A 16,510-nucleotide genomic window follows, 5' to 3' on the forward strand; every position below is an offset into this window, starting at 1 on the left:
ACGAATTCCTCTCCGTCGCCTACGAGGTGAGCTGTCGGGTTCGGACGGGAGATGTCCGGTCGCACTGGGCGTGCGACTTCACCCCGAGCCGTTCCGGAATCCGGACCGGCGGCTTACCTGGGTCCCCCGCTCCTGCCGTGCGTAAGTGAGTGAGTGGGTGGGAGGGATTCCGGACAGCGGCAGGATTCGGCGTTCCATCCGGATTGATGGCGACGTTAAGCGAGAAGGCTGGCGAGGAACAAGACACGAATTCGCATAGGGAAAGCGAGGAGCCCTTCCCCAATGATCAAAATCCCTCACGCGCTTTGATCAAATAGCCCAACTTTCCTTGCGTAGAACGAAACCGCGCTCAGCGGCTCCCGGGCTCACAAACATTGGTGTGACCCGTTTCACTGAATGAGGGATGGATTGGGAATGCGGCGCGATGGCGTATCAGAGTGCACCATTTCGCACGAGTATTGAGCAATGCAGACAGGGCTTTATAAACGCCACCAATGAGCTGAAGAAGTAGCTTTCTCGCGCAAAGATGGACATCTCGCCTGCCTCTAGGGGAGTCCCCCCCTCCCAGGGCCGCCCATGCGCGGGTCCACCGCGACCGCGGCCTCCCGGAAGTGGCGCAGGAACGCCATGCCCTCGATCTGCTGGAGGTGACTCAGGAAGGCTCGATCGTGATCGCGTTGGTTAAGGTAGCGGGCCGCGACCGGCAGGCCGGGAGGCCAGGCAGCGAAGGGCAGGCTCTCGTGCGCACTCTTTACGTTGTCACCCACCCACAGGCGACGCACCACGTCGAGGGAGTCGTCGGCGGATGGCACGACTCCCGCCTGACGCCCACCGGCGTCCGCGCGGCGGCTTCCATCGCCGAGGCGCTTCGGGGCGTGATCCCGGACGGCGCCGAGGTCGACCTGTTCTCCTCGGATCTGCAGCGCACCCGGCAAACCGCCCAGGAGGTAGCCGAACTGTTCGGCGTGAAGCTGTTCCTGGACCGCAGGCTGCGGGAGAAGTCCTACGGTGCGGCAGGGGGAAGGCCACAGGAGTGGCTGGACCGGCGTTTCGTCCCGCCGCCGGCTGTCGGGGAGCGGATGGACCATGACGAGGGCGTGGAGGGTGCCGAGACGAAGGCGCAGTGGGCGCAGCGCATCTACGCGGCCATGGATGAGATCCTGCGGCGTGCGCGCGAACACCAGATCATCGTGACGCATGGCGGCTCACTGACCTTCGTCGTGGCGTCCTGGATCAAGATGCCGATCGAGTCGGCCAGTTACGCCAGCTTTCGGGCCCCTCCCGGCAGCATCACCACACTGCGCGAGGACGACTTCTTCCACAACCGCCAAGTCGTCAGCCTTGGCGACACGCGCCATCTCGACTCCGCGTAACCGTGAACCATCGCCTCGGCTGCATCGACCAGGCCGCTTCAGCAAGATCCTGTCACGAGCTCATAGCGGTGAATCAGGTCCTGCAGTTCGGCATCCTCGTGGGCGTGGCGCGTAACGGCATTTTGACTCGCTGAGGCCAACCGGACGAGCCCTTGTCACAGGGCTGCCTACGGGGCCGTGCGCGGCGGCCGCGGTACTTCCACCTTCGAGGGCCGCGAGGCCGGCCTGGATCTTGGGTGTGGCGGTGGGAAGTGCAGGGGTACGAGGGGTGGAGCGGGAAGACATTCGGCGTCGTGCACGAGGAACTGCCCGCCTACGGCCTCTCCCTCGGCTTGGCCGGGCTTCCCCACCGCTGGAAGGCGTACTTCGAGAACCTCTACCACCTGGTCCGGGAGATGCCCGCGGAACAAGGCCGGTCACAGGCACCGCTCTGGCGGCAGTCCAGCTGACTGGGCGGCGCGAGAATAGGGCGGTTCTGTCGCTCCATCGGCGCCGGGATAGGCTCTTCCTATGATCCTCCCGTTCCTCTTGGGCGTGGCCGTCCTGCTCACCGTCGCCGCCGTGGGCGTATGGGTGTGCTTGGAGTTCTGCAAAGAGCTCCGCAACCGTAGGCACACGCCCGTCGGGCCCGACGCCGGAGGCCAGTAGCCCGCACCGGACACTCGCGCGTGGCGGCTGCACGTCCGCGATCCCGGCCTCAGACCACCGGCGCGACCCTCAGGCGCGGCAGCGCAGCATTTCCAGCGGGGGATTGGCGTGGAAGTCCGCCCAGTGCTCCGCGCCGAACTCGCGCACCCCGGCTTCGGACACCGACAGCGGCACCCAGGCCAGGTCACTGAACCCGGCCGCCTGAAGGCACTTCTCGTAGACCTCGCGGCGCGGCAAGTTGGCGACGAACGAGGCCGGTCCCGGGTCGAGCAGCGCCGTGATCTTCACCTGCGGCCCCGTCCCGCCCTCGTCGCCGGTGAGCTCGCTGCGGAAGCCGTACTTGTCCGGGCCCGGCCCGTCGAAGCGGAAGTCGGGCGACTGGTTGAGCACGAACAGCTCACCGCCTGGCTTCATGTTCCGGTGGATGTTGCGGCACATGCGTTCCGTGGTGGCGATGTCCGCCGCGTAGCTGAACATCTGGACGGCCAGCGCGATGTCGAAGCGCGCGCCGAGTGGCCGCAGTTCGGCCACGTCACCGATCTGGTAGCGCACCCCCAGCGGTTCGCGACTCTCCAACTGCTGCGCCACGGCGACCATTTCGCCGGAGATGTCGACACCGAGGACGTCGGTGGCGCCGCGCCGCTTGAACTCCCTGCTGTAGAAGCCGGTGCCGGAGGCCAGGTCGAGGATCGACCTGCCGCGCACGTCCCCGACCATCGCCAGGAAGCTGGGCACTGCTGCGAACTGCTCCAACGGAAGGGCCTTGACCCCCTCGTACGCCTCACCGATCTCGTCGTACTGCTGCTGCGCGCTCATGGTGATGTCTCCCTCCGGTACACCCGTGGGTGCCGCCCCCGTCGCCGAGGCATGCCGCGGCTCTTGCTCGGCAGTCTCCCCGGGGTCCGGCGGACCTCCGTACTGGCAGAAGCCACGAAGATCCGGGGTGCGTCCCGGCTCCACACACAAGCCGCGCCACGAGCCCGAAGGGGCCGCCACCTCCGGCGGCCCTTCGGGGCCCGATCAGACACGCTCAGGCCGTCAGGATGCCGGGACCGGCTTGGGTTCGCCGGGGTTGACCACCACGACGCCCTCACCCTCCAGCTTCAGCTGCACGGCCTCGCCCGAGCCGCCCTTCACCATCGATCCGACGCTCTGGGAGCGGTGCAGCGACGCGTGCAGCTGCGGGCTCCACGCGACGACGGCGTCGGTGTCCACGTACACGGGCGCTTCCGGGGTCACGGGCAGCACCAGCGGGATGCCCGCACTGGTCAGGGCCAGTCGGCCGGTGCCGGTGAACGTGCAGTTGAACAGCCCGCCGCCCGCCATGCCGGCGCCCTTGACCGTGGTGATGTCGTAGTTCAGCGCGGCGTCGAAACACAGGACGTTCTTGCCGTTGACCGTCAGGCCGTGGCTGTCGTCCACGTCGACGAGGAAACAGTGCGCCGCGTCGGAGGCGAACCATGCCTCGCCCTCACCGCTGACCGTCATCAGGGCCAGGCCCTCACCGGTCACCGCCCGCTTGAGGAAGTTGCCCACGCCCTGGCCCTGCCGCTCGAACTCCAGTGAACCCCGCCAGGCGACCATCGTCCCCTGCCGGGCTCGCGCCTCGCCTTTGACGGCGTAGCGGACCGCCATCGCGTTTTCCTGCGTGAGCCCGGGGGCCGACGCGGGCTGGATGAGATTCTCGGGATCGAAGAGATTTCGCTGCATACGGCTCCGGGTGCCCCGTCAATTCGCCCTCAGCCGTAAAGAGTTGAGGGTATTGTCCCGCGCTCATGGTCAAATTCGTGCGCGCACGCGGGACGTGGGGTCGAGCGGCTCCGGGCGGCAGAAGCTATGCGTCGAGTCCGGCCCTTCTGGCGTCCTCGATCCGAGTTCTGCGGCCCCACGCGGTGAACGGCGGTCGTGCGTAGAGCAGTTCGTGCCCATCGGGACGGACGAGGACGCCACGGCCCCCGGGTCCCGGACACCACCACAAGGTGCCGTCGGGCCCGGTCATCGCGTGCTGGTAGCGCTGCCGGGTCGAGAGGACGAGCAGCGGGCACAGCCCGCCGTGCGGGTCGCGCAGGACGACCCCGACGCCCTTGAGGCGGCTGGGCGGAAACTGGTGGGCGCGCCGGGTCAGCCACGGGCCTGCCGCCAGAATCTGACGCATCCGCGCATTCGCATGCAGGCCGCTCGCCCCCAGCCCCAGGATCACGACACCGGCCGCGGCCAGTCGACTGCCCACCCCTTCCAGCCACTCGATGCCGCTGGCCGCTCCCCACCACGCCGCGACGACGCATACGGCGGTCACGAGGATGCCGAGCACCAGCCACCGCAGGGAACGGCTGCGATGACGAGCCAGGCCACGGGCGGTAACCGCAGTGTGCAGCGCGGGCGGACCCGCATGGTCCTCTTCGGGGACAGGAACGTGCTCATCGTCGACGGCACCCGGGCTCAAGCCGCCGGGGTCCGGTCTCGCCCGGCCTTCGTCGCGCTCACTCATCGGCTCTCCCAACCTGTGACACCACGCGGATTTCGAGGACCTCCCGGTTACCCGCTTGCGGGCGCGCCAGTCACCGCGACCACTCAGGCGTACGGTCCGACCAACCCCTGGCGCCCTGCCTGAGCTGAACAGCGAAAACAGATATATGGCCGCCGTGGTGACGTGTCGTCGCGCCGTCCGCGGGTACCTGCTCCGGCCTGGAGCCGAACGGTCAAGGAGGAGACATCGTGAGTGAACAGATACCGGCCTCCCCTGGCGAGGACGGCAGCACGCCTATCCCCAGGGACCCACCCGACCAGCAGGCGACGGATGGGCCCGACGCCTGGGACCTGGACGTGGGCAAGGCGGAGGACGACAGCGGCGGCGACAGCGGCAAGGCGGCCGAGGTACCCGACACGGACGAGGGAGGCACCGCCAGGCGCGGCGAATCCCGTGCCCTGGAAGGCCACTCGGAGGAGCCGGTGCCGGACGAGCCTTCTGGGTGAGAAGACGATGACGGGAGCCCCTCACCAGCCAGGTGAGGGGCTCCCGGCCTTGTGGGGCTCGAACCGTCGCGCAGCCGTCACTCCAGAAAGGCTGCTGGTAAGTCTCGCGTGGAGGCTTCTCGCGGTGACAGCCGGATGTTGGGGAAATGTTGGAGCGGTACGCGAGGCTGCCTGAGCGGGAGCGAGTTGGGTCCGGCTTCGAGCCGGGACTCAGCCCTGCCCTGCCCCGCACATCTGGAAGCCATGGCCGTGGCACTGCTGTGGCCGTGGCGTACGAGCTCTCAAGAGAAGGCAACAAGTGACGAAGCACAGGATCGCCGCCCGTCTCGCCGGTATGGCCGCTGTCGGCGCCGTCGTGGCGGGTGGCACCGTGGCGCTGGCGCCGGCCGCGTCCGCGGTGGGCTCCAGCGCCTGCACGAAGAATGTCGCCAACTACTACTCCCAGACGGACACCACGGTGAAGTTCCGCACGGGCCCCGGGACCGGCTACACGGCCAAGGGAACGGTGGGCGAGGGCCGCCGCGTGTACGTCACCTGCACGGCGGGGGGCGGCAAGTGGGCCTTCCTGAAGGTTCTCAGCGGCCCGCACAAGGGAGAGAACGGCTGGATCGCGTACAAGTGGCTTGCTGTTCCCATGCAGACGAGCTGAGGAGCTGACGAGCCGCCGAGTTGCCGAGTTGCCGAGCGCGAACCGCTCGGGCGTACGGCGCAGCGGGCGTACGGCGCAGCGGGCGTACGGCGAAGTGGGCGTACGGCGAAGTGGGATGAGTAGCAGCGCGCCCTGAGCCAGCAGCAGTGAGGTCTCCGGTGGAGGGTTCGTCGACCTAGGCGAACCGGACACCGGAGACCTCGTGGTCGTGAGGCACCGCGTCGCTCTCACCCGGCAGGCAGCTCCGTGGCCTCCAGTTGACGCAGACAGGCGTCCCAGCGCTCACGCCGTTCGGCCGGGCTCTGCTCCCACCAGGCCGTGCCGCGTTCCCCCAGGCCGGTCTTCGCGAGCTGTACACGGGCTCGGGCCGCCTTCCGAGCGTCCTCGTCGTCACCCGCAGCGGCCACAGCCCGCCGGGCGGACATGAGGTGGTGAGTCAGGCGCTTCTCGACTTCGTCGGGCACGAGGGGGTCGGTGGCCCGCCACCGTCGACCTTTGATGATGATGAAATGGCCGTCCTCGGTGTACTGCGTGCTGTCTGTCGCCACGCAACCATCATGACCCGCCGCCGGTGAAGAGCATCTGGCACCGCGATGGCGTGGACCGACCGGGCGCCCCGCCCTTCCCTCAGGTTGCCGACCGGAATTGCGTGAGCGAGCTTGGTGAAAGCAGAGAAGGCTCTGGAGGATGCGCCAATCCCAGCCGTTCGATTCGCAGGAGGAACGATGACCAACCCCGACCAGGATCCGAACCAGCACGAGGGCCCCGCGGACGGCGGTGCGGCGGGTACGCCGGGCGTTCATGACGGTGGCGCCGACGGTGGAGCCGAAGGGCCCGCGGACGGCGGCGCGGCGGGCACCCCCGGTGTCCACGACGGTGGCGCGGACGGCGGAGCGGAGGGCCCCGCGGACGGTGGTGCGGCAGGTACGCCGGGCGTTCATGACGGCGGCGCGGACGGTGGAGCCGAAGGGCCCGCGGACGGCGGCGCGGCGGGCACGCCGGGCGTCCATGACGGCGGCGCCGACGGCGGAGCCGAGTCCGACAGCGGCTCTTGAGCATCCCCCCGACCGAGCTCCTGGACGCCGGCGCCCCAACAGGCGTCGGCGTTTTGGAGACACGACTGACCGGCCTGAGCCGGGAGCGGTTCGCTCGCGACGTCTGGGCGCGCACAGCGCTGCTCACGCAACGCGCGAGCGATTTCTCCGACCTGTTCTCCGCGGACGCCGTGGATGAACTGATCTCACGCCGTGGGCTGCGCACGCCCTTCCTCCGCGTGGCCCAGGACGGCTCCACCCTTCCCGAGTTGTCCTACACCTCACCCGCCGGTGTCGGCGCCACGATCGGCGATCAGCTGGACGACACCGCGCTGTGGCGCAGGTTCGCCGACGGCGCCACGCTGGTCCTGCAGGCCCTGCACCGCACATGGGGGCCGGTAGCGGACTTCAGCGCCCGGCTGGGCACGGAGCTGGGCCATCCGGTGCAGGCCAATGCCTACGTCACTCCGCCGCAGAACCGCGGGTTCGACGACCACTATGACGTCCACGACGTCTTCGTCCTGCAGATCGGCGGCGCCAAGCGCTGGTTCGTCCGCGAACCGGTCCACCCCGACCCGCTGCGCGATCAGCCCTGGTCCGAACGCCGGGGCGCCGTGGCCGAGGCGGCGCGGGGCGAGCCTTGCATCGACACGGTTCTGGAGCCCGGTGACGTCCTCTACCTGCCGCGGGGTTGGCTGCATGCCGCCCAGGCGCAGGGCGAGGTCTCGATCCACCTGACCCTGGGAATCCACAGCTGGACGCGCTACGCGCTGGCCGAACAGCTCGCCCAGTCCGCACTCGCGGAGCTGCGCGACGATCCCCAGATGCGCGGGACCTTGCCTCTGGGGGTGGACGGGCCGGACGGTGAGATCGACCTCGTTCGCGAACGCCTCCTCGCCGCCGTCACCAAGGCCGATTCCGCTCCGCTGTTCCATCGCACCCGGCGGTCCCAGGGACGCCCCGCGCCGCTGGGACCGCTGGCTCAGCTCAAAGCGGTCGACGGGCTCGGCCCCAACTCTCGGGTACGGCTTCGCCGAGAGCTGGCAGCGCGACTGGAGGGCCCGCGCCTGGCCACGCGGGTGGGCTGGCTCGACTTCCCCGAGGGTGAGCTGCCGGCGGTGACGCGCATGCTCGACGGCGAGGTCCGCACCGCCGGCGATCTCGGCGTCGCACTCGTGGAGAGACTGCTGCGCGCGGGCGTGCTGGTGCCCGCGGAACAGTGACGTGGTCACGGTGACTGCCGCGGAACGCTTCTTCTGCGCCGACGCCGCGCGCACCCGCGGCGACTCCCTGGCGGGAACAGCACCGCACGGCTCCGTCTGGGTCCTGATCGAGTACCTAGGCGGCTGGCCGCCCAACGGGTTCGACGGCCTCGACCTTGAGCCGCACACCAAAGGGCTCGTGTTCGCCGCCGCCCAGGCGGTGCGGGCGCGGGTGCTGCTGGTCAGGCGGCACGGACGCCACAGCCCTCAAGGCCCCAGGCGCTGGGCCGTGGTGCGCTATGAGAACTCCGGCGCGCACCGTCAGCAATGGGGCACGTGGAGCCGTGACAAGGACCTGGCGCAGATCTCCGGAGCCCTCGATGCCCCCGGAGAACTCGGCTGCCCGCCCGTGGTCCTCGTCTGCGCCCACGGCCAGCACGACACCTGCTGCGCCGTGCGCGGCCGGCCCGTGGCGCGTGACCTCAGCGAGCGCTGGCCGGACCTGGTGTGGGAGTGCACCCACATCGGCGGTGACAGGTTCGCCGCCAACATCGTTGTGGCGCCCGACGGTGTCTACTACGGCGGTCTCGATGCCGGGTCGTCGGTGGCGGCGATCGAAGGGCACCTGGCCGACCGGATTAGGGCCGAGCATCTGCGCGGATATACCGATCTCTTCCCACCTCAGCAGGTCGCTGTCGCAGCCGTACTCGAGCGCTTCGGCCCGGCCGGCCGGCACGACTACACGGTCGTCGAGACGTCCCGCGAAGCCAACCGCTGGCGCATCCGCATCACCGGCCGCCCGCCTCGGCCGGCGGCCATCGACGTCGAGGTGCACTCCTACCGCACACCGCCGTACCAGCTGACCTGCCGCGGCCTGTCGATGAGTTCCGCGGTCGGCTATGAGGTCGCTTCGATCGGTGTCGGCTGAGCTGTTCCCACGACGCGCTGAGCTGTTCCCCAGACGCTCCGCGAGCACGAAAGCGGGTGTGCCGCCGAAGGGAACATCGGCGGCACACCCGCTCAGACCGCGACGAACCAGCAGGTTCCTACGGTGCGATACGGCTGATCAGCTGTTGACGCAGGTGTTGCCGAAGGCCGGGTTGAGCAGGCCGATGACGTCAACGGTGTTGCCGCACAGGTTGACCGGGATGTGGACCGGGACCTGAGCCTGGTTGCCCGAGAGCACGCCCGGCGAACCCACGGCAGCACCCTGGGCGCCGGCGTCAGCGGACGCGAGACCGGCCGCGCCCATCACGAGACCACCGGTGGCCAGAACGACGCTCATCGTCTTCTTCATGGCAGACATACTTCTTTCTCCTTGATTTCCATCAGCGAAAAGGCGCCAAGCCGGCCTCACCACGTTGTCGCGCGGCCGGAGCACCCCGCCTCATTGGCACCTGGGCTGGTCAACGCCCTTCCCGGGCTCCGGACACGCAGATTCCCCCAAATGCCGACAGCTGGACCGAGCCGACCGTCGCGGGAACGGGGCGGGCACGTGGCCCCGGCCGCCCCGAGCAGGCAACAGCCGGCAATTACCCGGGGGTAACTTCGCGTGGAGCGGGCAGGTAGCCCATCAGGTTGTACGACAGGCAGCCACCGCACGGCAGACGGGCCGGCGTCACACGCGGCCCGGGCAACTGAAGGGACCGTCCTCATGGCCACACCCCACCGGCTCCGCATCACCCTGCTCCCGCTGGCTCTGGTCGTCTCCAGCGCCGCCCTGGGCACCGGAGCCGCCATGGCCGTACCGGAGGGCAAGCCCTCTCACACCGCCCCGAACACCCCCGAGCAGCGCCCCACCTGGGCCATCGCCCACCGGGTACTGACCACGGGCGGGGTGAGCACGGCGCTCTCGAACGGGGCCAACGCGCTGGAGATCGACGCCACGGCCTGGCGCAAGGGCTGGTGGGCGGACCACGACGGCACCCTCACCAGCTCCGGCGACACCATGGCGGACATGTTCGACCAGGTGGCCAAGGAACACGAGGGCGGGCGTGATGTCTCCTTCGTCTGGCTGGACATGAAGAACCCCGACTGGTGCGACAGCCGCGACCCCAAGTGGCGCCACTGCTCGGTGGCCGCACTGCGGGACATGGCGCGCACGAAGCTGGAGAGCAAGGGCATCCGCGTGCTCTACGGCTTCTACGGCAAGGAGGGCGGCAGCGGCTGGAAGGACGCCCTCGGCGACCTGAACTCCAAGGAGGCGGTGAGCTTCAGCGGCGACTACGCACAGGTCCGGGACGGCTTCGCCGAGCACGGGCCGAACGTCCCCGGCAATCAACGCGTGATGGACAACGGCCTGTTCAACATGGCGCTGAAGTTCACCGGTATCCGCGAGGAGCTGGAGGCCGGCCGGAAGGCACGGGACACCGGAGACCTCGCGCAGACCGTCGGCTGGACGGTGGGCAAGGGCGACAGGGAGCGCGCCGCCACCCTGCTCGACTCCTCCCAGGGCAGCGCCGCCGTGGACAGCCTGATCTACGGCAACCGGATGTCGTGCTACCCGGACGGTGTCAACGGTCCGCAGGGCTGCGGCACCGATGACAGCGCGGTGCGGGAGTCGCTCTCGTACATCACGGACTACGTGAAAACCCACCCGGACACCCGCCGCATGGCCACCCCGAAGGACATCCCCTTCGGCAGCTGAGGCTCTCCTTGGGCTACTGAAGGGCCTGTTCGCGAAGGGCGTGGATGAGTGTGGTGACGTGAGGGCGGTCGCTGCGGTTGATGGCGGCCACGCCGATGTGCCGGATCGGTGTCGGCGACTTGATCGGGACGGTGCACAGGCCCGGGATCGTCGGGGTGAGCGCGATCGAGGGGATCAGCGAGATTCCCATGCCCGCGGCGACGAGCGAGCGGGCGAAGAAGTAGTCGGTGGTGGTTCCGCGCACCTGGGGATCGAAGCCGGCGCGCTCGGCGTAACGGCGCAGGTACGCCTCGGTCTTCAGGCAGCCGAGCACCCAGGGTTCGGCCGCCAGCTCGGCGAGGTCGAGCGCGTCGCGGTCGGCGAGCCGATGCCCTTGCGGCAGCACCACGTGCAGGGGGTCGGCCAGCAGCGGCGTCCACTCCAGGCTGGAGCCGGGGCCGGCCGGCAGCGGGCCGTCGAAGTGGTAGGCCAGGGCGAGGTCCACGGCGCCCTGGCGGACCAGCGGCAAGGTGTCCTCGGGTTCGCCCTCCCTGACGTGCAGCACGGTGCGGGGGTGGGCTGCCATGAGCCGGGTGATCGCGGCGGGCAGCAGGAGCCTGCCGCCGCTGGTGAAGGTGGCCAGGGTGAGTTGGGCACGGCCGGTGCCGAGCTGGGCGACCTGCTGTTGGGCGTGCTGGAGTTCCGCGGCGACGGATTCGGCGGCGCCCACCATGATCCGGCCGGCCTCGGTGAGGGTGACGCCGCGGGTGCTGCGGGCCACGACCTGGGCGCCGAGGCTGCGCTCCAGGGCGGCCACCTGCTGGGAGACGGCCGAGGGGGTCAGGAGCAGGGCCGTGGCCGCCTGGTTGAAGCTGCCGTGCTCCGCCACCGCCCGCAGAACGCGGAGCCGCTGCACATCGATCAACAGTTTTCCTTAATGCGTAGCCAGTAAGTCGGCACTTCTGTCGATGACGATAGGTCTCCAGGATGGGGGCATGCAAAGGATCTGCGTCATCGGCGGAAGCCGTTACTTCGGAAAGCTCCTGGTGCGGCGGCTGCAGGCCGCGGGCCACCAGGTCACTGTGATCAACCGCGGCTCCACCCCGCCGCCCCCCGGCGTCGAGCACCTGGTCGTCGACCGGGACGTCGAGGCGGCCCTGACGGCCGCGCTCGCCTCCCGCACCTTCGACGTCGTGGTGGACCAGGTCTGCTACACCCCGGTGCAGGCCGCCATCGCCGCCCGCGCCTTCGCCGGCCGCACCCGGCGCTACGTCATGACCTCCACGATCGAGGTCTACGACCCCGCGACCGCCGCGCTGCCGACCGTGCCTCCCGGCACACCGGTGACGGAGGACACCGTGGACCCGGCCAGCTGGCGGGTGGCCATGGACCTGCCCTGGCACGACGACGCGTACCTGGAGGCGCACTACGCCGAGGGCAAGCGCCAGGCCGAAGCCGTCCTCGCCCGCGCCGCCGGCTTTGAGTTCACCAGTGTGCGCAGCGCCCACGTGCTCGGCGGGGGAGCGATGGAGTTCACCGGCCGGCTGGCGCACTACGCCGGGCGCATCACCAGGGGCGAGGAGATCACTGTGCACGCGAAGGCCCTGCCCACGGTCTTCATCCACTACCAGGAGCTGGCCGACCTGCTGCGGTGGGCGACCATGGCCGACTTCACCGGCCCGGTCAACGCCTGCTCCGACGGGCCGCTCGACGTGCACGACCTCGCCGCGATCATCGCCACGCAGGCCGGCCGGGAGCCCGTCTACCGCACCGTCCCAGCGGGCGGCGAGGCTTCGGCGTTCTCCTTCGACCGCCACTACGCCATGAGCAACGCCCGCGCGAAGGAGCTGGGCTTCTCCTTCGCCCACACCACCGACTGGCTGCCCGGCGCCGTCGCCGAGACCCTCACCGCCGCGCCGTCACCCACCGCCTGAGGAAGCGAGCCCCCGTGCAGTACCGCACCCTTGCCCACACCGCCGTCAGCGCCATCGGCCTGGGCGCCATGCCCCTGTCCATCGAGCACCGCCCGGACGAGACGCGGGCCATCGCCACCGTCCATGCCGCCCTCGACGCAGGCATCACGCTCATCGACACCGCCGACAGCTATCACTGGTACGCCGACGAGGCGGGCCACAACGAGCTGCTGATCGCCCGCGCCCTGGCCCGCTACGGCGGCGACACCTCGGGCGTCCTGGTGGCCACCAAGGGCGGCCGCGGCCGCCCCGGGGACGGCAGTTGGACCGTCAACGCCACCCCCGCCCACCTCAGACAAGCCGCCGAGGCATCCGCCAAGCGCCTGGGCGTCGACGCGATCGGCCTGTACCAGCTGCACAAGCCCGACCCGGCCGTGCCCTGGACGGAGTCCGTCGGCGCGCTGCGCGAGCTGCTCGATGCCGGCACGATCCGCGCCGCGGGAATCTCCAACGTCACCACCGACCAGATCCGCCAGGCGCACCAGATCCTCGGCGACGGACTCGTCAGCGTGCAGAACCAGTACTCGCCCGCCGTCCGCGCCAGCGAGCCCGAGCTGCGCCTGAGCACCCGACTGGGGCTGGCCTTTCTGCCCTGGAGCCCCCTCGGTGGCATCTCCCGCAGCTCCCTGGACGGCCCCTTTGGCCCCGCCTCCACCGGCACCGCCTTCCACCACATCGCGGCCGAGCACGGCGTCAGCCCGCAGCAGATCGCCCTGGCGTGGCTGCTCGCCCGCTCCCCGGCAGTGATCCCCGTACCGGGATCCAGCCGCCCGACCTCCATCACCGACTCGGCCAAGGCGGCAGAGCTCACGCTGAGCACCGCGGAGCTGGCGCGGCTCGAAGACGCCCTGCCGGACTGAGTCGGGGCGGGGCGCGGCGCGGCACGGTTCTCTCGCCGCGTCGGCCGAGTTCGGGAAACTCCCGGCCACGAAGGGGCGAGCGAACCCGTGTGCCAGGATGTGAAGCGTGTCGTACACCCAGTTCACCAGCCCGTTCGTCGGCCGGGAAGACGAACTCGACCGTCTCGCTGATGTCCTGGAGCGTGCCCGCGCCGGCGAGGCCCGCGCGGTCCTCGTCGCCGGGGACGCCGGCGTCGGCAAGACACGGGTACTGGATGAGCTCGCCGGACGAGCCGTCGCGGCCGGGACGACCGTGCTCACCGGCCACTGCGTCGACCTCGGCGACGTGGGACTGCCGTATCTGCCGTTCACCGAGATCCTCGGCGCGCTGGCCGCCGACGAGCGGTTCGCCCCGGTCCTCGGCGGCCATCCGGTGACGGAACGGATGCTCGGTGGCGGTACGGACGCCGCGGGGGACGTGAACAGGCGCCTGCGGCTCTTCGAGGACGTGGCCGCCCTGCTGGTCGAACTGGCGGACATCGCCCCGCTGTTGCTGATCCTGGAGGATCTGCACTGGGCCGACCAGTCCTCCCGGGACCTGCTGCGGTTCCTGCTCAGCCGCAGTGTCCTGCAGCGGCCGACCGGCGGCTCGCACGACCACCGGCTCGCGGTGGTCGCCTCGTACCGGGCGGACGACCTGCACCGCCGCCACCCCCTGCGCCCCCTGCTGGCCGAGCTGGTGCGGCTGCCCGCGGTGGAGCGGCTGGAACTGCAACCGCTGCCCGACGCGGATGTGGCCCGGCTGGTGCGCTCCCTGCCGGATCACCCTCTGCCGGACGCCGCCGTCCACCGGATCGTCGAGCGCGCCGAGGGCAACGCCTTCTACGCGGAGGAATTGGTCGCCGCCACCGACGCCCCGGCCGACAGCGTGCCCAGCGGCCTGGCCGACGTCCTGCTCATCCGGTTCGAGCAGCTTTCCGACACCGCCCAGCAGGTGCTGCGCACCGCGGCCGTCGCCGGGCGACGCGTCGGTCACGATCTGCTGCGGGACGCCGTCGAGCTGCCCCCGGCAGAGCTGGAGGCGGTGCTGCGCGAGGCCGCGGGGCGGCAGCTGCTCGTCCCCGGCGACGGTGACACGTATGCGTTCCGCCACGCGCTCGCGCGGGAGGCGGTCTACGCCGATCTCCTGCCGGGTGAACGGGCCCGGCTGCACGGCGTGTTCGCCCGCCTGCTCGCCGGGCAGGGCTGCCGGCCCGCCGGCGCGGCCGAGCGCGCCCACCACTACCGCGAGAGCCACGACCTGCCCGCGGCGCTCGCCGCCTCCTTGGAGGCCGCCGACCACGCCCAGCGCGTCGGGGCGCCCGCCGAGGAACTGCGGCACGTCGAGGCCGCCCTCGACCTCTGGTCGGCGGTCGAGGCCTCCGGCCGGCCCGCCGGGACCGACGCCGTGACGCTCACGCTGCGTGCCTCGGCGGCGGCCGCCCATGCCGGGGAACTGCACCGCGCCGTCTCCCTCACCCGGTCCGCGCTCGCCGGGCTCGGCCAGGACGCCGACTTGGAGCTCGCCGCCCGAGTCCGCTACACGCTCGCCGGGAACCTGCTGACCGTCGACAACCTGCCGGCCGCCCTCGCCCACAGCCGAGAGGCCCTCGCTCTCATCCCCGCCGAGCCCCCTTCGACGACGTGGGTGTGGGCCGCGGCCACGTACGTGATGGCTTCCGTGATGGCCTCCATCCGCCAGGGCGCCGCGGGCGAGGACGCGCAACGGATCGGCCATCAGGCCCTGCGCGTGGCCGAGGAGTTGGGCGTCGACGACGCGCGGGCCGACCTCCTGATCTCCATGACGTTCCACACCCACAACAAGCGTCGCTCCCCGGAGGGCAGGAAACAGCTGCAAGAGGCCCGGGAGCTGGCGCGACGATCGGGCAACGCACCGGTGGAAATGCGCGCCTTGTTCAACCTGGCCGTCGGCTGCTTCGAATCCGGTGACCTGGAGGACTGCCTGCCGTGGGCCGCGGAGGGCCTGGAACGGGCCCGCCGTTCCGGACTGCTGTCCTCGCCCTATCCGCACGAGATGCGCTACCTGTGGCTGCTGGTGCAGTACACGCTCGGCAACTGGGACGAGTGCGCGCGCGGCGCGGCCGAGGCCGCGGCCCAGTCCGGCGCGGGCGACTACACCGCAGGGCCGGGGCTCTACGTGGCACTGGCGCGCGGTGATTTCACCGCTGTCGAGCGCGCCCGGGCACTGCTGGAGGGGCCGTTCGACTGGATCAACACGCTGGTCGCCGGCATCGTGCGGACCGATGCCGCGGCCCTGCGGGGAGACCCGGACGAGGCGGTGCGGTCGATGCGTCACACCCTCGAGTCCCTCACCAGCGAGGCGGGCACGGCACCCGACGTCACGGTCCGGCTCACCGTTCTCGCCCTGGCCGCACTCGCCGACTCGGCGGTCGAACTGCGCCTGCGCGGTGACGAGGAGGGGGCCAGGTGCCGAGCGGCCACCGCGACCGAACTCGTACAACAGGCGCGGGCTTCTGCCACGCGCGGCGAGGACGGCACACCACAGGGTCCGGAGGGGCAGGCGTGGTTGGCTCGTGCCGAAGCCGAATGGGTCCGAGCGGTGTCCGGGCCCGACGTGGCGGCCTGGGAGAAGGCGATGACCGCCTTCGCCTACGGCGACGCCTACGAACGCGCGCGGTGCCGACTGCGGCTGACCGAGGCCCTCCTGGCGGCCGACCGCCGCGAGGAGGCGGCCGCCGAGGCCGACGCGGTGCGCCAAGAGGCCGACCGGCTCGGCGCCACCCTCCTGCGGGAACGGCTGGACGCTCTGGTGCGTCGCGGCCGGCTGGCGGTCCCCGCCCAGGACCGCACCGCCGTGCTGACGGCCCGTGAGCAGGACGTGCTGCGGCTGCTCGCCCTCGGCCGCAGCAACCGGCAGATCGGCGAGGAACTGTTCATCAGCCCCAAGACGGCCAGCGTCCACGTCTCCAACATCCTCGCCAAGATGGGAGCGGCGAGTCGTACGGAGGCGGTGGGCGTCGCCTACCGGCAGGGCCTGATCGCCACGGAACCGACACCGTCGGATTGACCCGGAGTGCCGACGGGGACGACCTCGGGCCCGCGAAGAAACCGACGACCACGCGGCCGATCCGGGACCGCGGGGACGCCCTGGCCGCGCCGTACGGTCGTCGCC

General features: G+C 70.7%; 18 protein-coding genes and 1 riboswitch. Of the genes, 12 read left to right on the plus strand and 6 right to left on the minus strand.

All coding sequences use genetic code 11. The features are described 5' to 3' along the window. Position 1: 1 nt before the first annotated feature. A riboswitch (cyclic di-AMP (ydaO/yuaA leader) is annotated at positions 2-158 on the minus strand. Between the two features lie 582 nt (positions 159-740). The 3 genes from ACZ6ZP_RS17285 (at position 741) to ACZ6ZP_RS17295 (ending at position 2,021) form a co-directional block, all read left to right on the plus strand. After that, on the plus strand, positions 741-1,373 hold the full coding sequence (locus ACZ6ZP_RS17285) for a histidine phosphatase family protein (RefSeq protein ID WP_351166527.1): 633 nt from the start codon (positions 741-743) through the stop codon (positions 1,371-1,373). Positions 1,374-1,666: 293 nt separating this feature from the next. Further along, entirely contained in the window at positions 1,667-1,822 is a 156-nt protein-coding gene (locus ACZ6ZP_RS17290) for a hypothetical protein (RefSeq protein ID WP_469407363.1), read from the plus strand. 61 nt (positions 1,823-1,883) lie between these two features. Further along, positions 1,884-2,021: a hypothetical protein gene (locus ACZ6ZP_RS17295; RefSeq protein WP_351166531.1), complete on the plus strand. Its 138-nt coding sequence runs from the start codon at positions 1,884-1,886 to the stop codon at positions 2,019-2,021. A 69-nt stretch (positions 2,022-2,090) separates the two neighbouring features. Here ACZ6ZP_RS17295 and ACZ6ZP_RS17300 read toward each other — a convergent pair whose 3' ends face one another. The 3 genes from ACZ6ZP_RS17300 to ACZ6ZP_RS17310 all read right to left on the minus strand — a co-directional run bounded on the left by ACZ6ZP_RS17300 (position 2,091) and on the right by ACZ6ZP_RS17310 (position 4,317). Beyond that, complete coding sequence (locus tag ACZ6ZP_RS17300; RefSeq protein ID WP_469407364.1) at positions 2,091-2,837, minus strand: class I SAM-dependent methyltransferase; 747 nt, start codon at positions 2,835-2,837, stop codon at positions 2,091-2,093. Between the two features lie 222 nt (positions 2,838-3,059). Next, on the minus strand, positions 3,060-3,731 hold the full coding sequence (locus tag ACZ6ZP_RS17305; protein ID WP_366464206.1) for an AIM24 family protein: 672 nt from the start codon (positions 3,729-3,731) through the stop codon (positions 3,060-3,062). 124 nt (positions 3,732-3,855) lie between these two features. Continuing rightward, entirely contained in the window at positions 3,856-4,317 is a 462-nt protein-coding gene (locus tag ACZ6ZP_RS17310; RefSeq protein WP_469407367.1) for a hypothetical protein, read from the minus strand. Between the two features lie 419 nt (positions 4,318-4,736). Here ACZ6ZP_RS17310 and ACZ6ZP_RS17315 point away from each other — a divergent pair, with 419 nt between their 5' ends. Together ACZ6ZP_RS17315 and ACZ6ZP_RS17320 are read left to right on the plus strand one after the other, a co-directional pair. Continuing rightward, the gene (locus tag ACZ6ZP_RS17315) at positions 4,737-4,994 is read left to right on the plus strand and encodes a hypothetical protein (protein ID WP_351166539.1); all 258 of its coding nucleotides are present in this window, start codon (positions 4,737-4,739) and stop codon (positions 4,992-4,994) included. 298 nt (positions 4,995-5,292) lie between these two features. After that, the gene (locus ACZ6ZP_RS17320) at positions 5,293-5,643 is read left to right on the plus strand and encodes an SH3 domain-containing protein (protein ID WP_361468731.1); all 351 of its coding nucleotides are present in this window, start codon (positions 5,293-5,295) and stop codon (positions 5,641-5,643) included. A gap of 227 nt (positions 5,644-5,870) precedes the next feature. On the opposite strand, the gene ACZ6ZP_RS17325 is transcribed toward ACZ6ZP_RS17320, so the two are convergent. After that, positions 5,871-6,191, minus strand: coding sequence for a hypothetical protein (locus ACZ6ZP_RS17325; protein ID WP_469407369.1), 321 nt, complete (start codon positions 6,189-6,191; stop codon positions 5,871-5,873). Between the two features lie 177 nt (positions 6,192-6,368). Between ACZ6ZP_RS17325 and ACZ6ZP_RS17330 the strand changes: the two genes are divergently transcribed. Genes ACZ6ZP_RS17330 through ACZ6ZP_RS17340 form a run of 3 tightly spaced genes read left to right on the plus strand, consistent with a single transcriptional unit; the run spans position 6,369 to position 8,807 of the window. Further along, on the plus strand, positions 6,369-6,698 hold the full coding sequence (locus ACZ6ZP_RS17330) for a BatC protein (protein ID WP_351166545.1): 330 nt from the start codon (positions 6,369-6,371) through the stop codon (positions 6,696-6,698). Continuing rightward, on the plus strand, positions 6,695-7,900 hold the full coding sequence (locus ACZ6ZP_RS17335; protein WP_469407371.1) for a cupin domain-containing protein: 1,206 nt from the start codon (positions 6,695-6,697) through the stop codon (positions 7,898-7,900). The genes ACZ6ZP_RS17330 and ACZ6ZP_RS17335 overlap by 4 nt, the downstream gene beginning before the upstream one ends. Before the next feature lie 10 nt (positions 7,901-7,910). Beyond that, the gene (locus ACZ6ZP_RS17340) at positions 7,911-8,807 is read left to right on the plus strand and encodes a sucrase ferredoxin (protein WP_469407690.1); all 897 of its coding nucleotides are present in this window, start codon (positions 7,911-7,913) and stop codon (positions 8,805-8,807) included. A gap of 138 nt (positions 8,808-8,945) precedes the next feature. Here the strand turns inward: ACZ6ZP_RS17340 and ACZ6ZP_RS17345 are convergent, their stop codons facing one another. Further along, entirely contained in the window at positions 8,946-9,176 is a 231-nt protein-coding gene (locus tag ACZ6ZP_RS17345) for a chaplin (protein ID WP_383824897.1), read from the minus strand. A 357-nt stretch (positions 9,177-9,533) separates the two neighbouring features. Here ACZ6ZP_RS17345 and ACZ6ZP_RS17350 point away from each other — a divergent pair, with 357 nt between their 5' ends. Continuing rightward, a complete protein-coding gene (locus tag ACZ6ZP_RS17350) occupies positions 9,534-10,526 on the plus strand; it encodes a PI-PLC domain-containing protein (RefSeq protein WP_351166551.1) in 993 nt (330 codons plus the stop codon). 13 nt (positions 10,527-10,539) lie between these two features. Here ACZ6ZP_RS17350 and ACZ6ZP_RS17355 read toward each other — a convergent pair whose 3' ends face one another. Next, positions 10,540-11,430 carry a LysR family transcriptional regulator gene (locus ACZ6ZP_RS17355; protein ID WP_468616534.1) on the minus strand — a complete coding sequence of 297 codons (891 nt, stop codon included), beginning with the start codon at positions 11,428-11,430 and terminating at the stop codon, positions 10,540-10,542. Positions 11,431-11,500: 70 nt separating this feature from the next. Here ACZ6ZP_RS17355 and ACZ6ZP_RS17360 point away from each other — a divergent pair, with 70 nt between their 5' ends. The 3 genes from ACZ6ZP_RS17360 (at position 11,501) to ACZ6ZP_RS17370 (ending at position 16,405) form a co-directional block, all read left to right on the plus strand. Beyond that, the gene (locus ACZ6ZP_RS17360) at positions 11,501-12,439 is read left to right on the plus strand and encodes an NAD-dependent epimerase/dehydratase family protein (RefSeq protein ID WP_469407372.1); all 939 of its coding nucleotides are present in this window, start codon (positions 11,501-11,503) and stop codon (positions 12,437-12,439) included. A gap of 14 nt (positions 12,440-12,453) precedes the next feature. After that, the gene (locus ACZ6ZP_RS17365) at positions 12,454-13,338 is read left to right on the plus strand and encodes an aldo/keto reductase (protein ID WP_351166557.1); all 885 of its coding nucleotides are present in this window, start codon (positions 12,454-12,456) and stop codon (positions 13,336-13,338) included. Positions 13,339-13,444: 106 nt separating this feature from the next. Then, complete coding sequence (locus ACZ6ZP_RS17370) at positions 13,445-16,405, plus strand: helix-turn-helix transcriptional regulator (RefSeq protein ID WP_469407373.1); 2,961 nt, start codon at positions 13,445-13,447, stop codon at positions 16,403-16,405. Positions 16,406-16,510 lie beyond the last annotated feature (105 nt).

The organism is Streptomyces sp. NPDC054047, from assembly GCF_055585065.1.

Excerpts from the sequence above, each read along its gene's own strand:
- ACZ6ZP_RS17350 (WP_351166551.1), top strand. The coding sequence starts at position 9,534 with ATGGCCACACCCCACCGGCTCCGCATCACCCTGCTCCCGCTGGCTCTG.
- ACZ6ZP_RS17305 (WP_366464206.1), bottom strand. The coding sequence starts at position 3,731 with ATGCAGCGAAATCTCTTCGATCCCGAGAATCTCATCCAGCCCGCGTCG.
- ACZ6ZP_RS17345 (WP_383824897.1), bottom strand. The coding sequence starts at position 9,176 with ATGAAGAAGACGATGAGCGTCGTTCTGGCCACCGGTGGTCTCGTGATG.
- ACZ6ZP_RS17330 (WP_351166545.1), top strand. The coding sequence starts at position 6,369 with ATGACCAACCCCGACCAGGATCCGAACCAGCACGAGGGCCCCGCGGAC.
- ACZ6ZP_RS17360 (WP_469407372.1), top strand. The coding sequence starts at position 11,501 with ATGCAAAGGATCTGCGTCATCGGCGGAAGCCGTTACTTCGGAAAGCTC.
- ACZ6ZP_RS17300 (WP_469407364.1), bottom strand. The coding sequence starts at position 2,837 with ATGAGCGCGCAGCAGCAGTACGACGAGATCGGTGAGGCGTACGAGGGG.
- ACZ6ZP_RS17295 (WP_351166531.1), top strand. The coding sequence starts at position 1,884 with ATGATCCTCCCGTTCCTCTTGGGCGTGGCCGTCCTGCTCACCGTCGCC.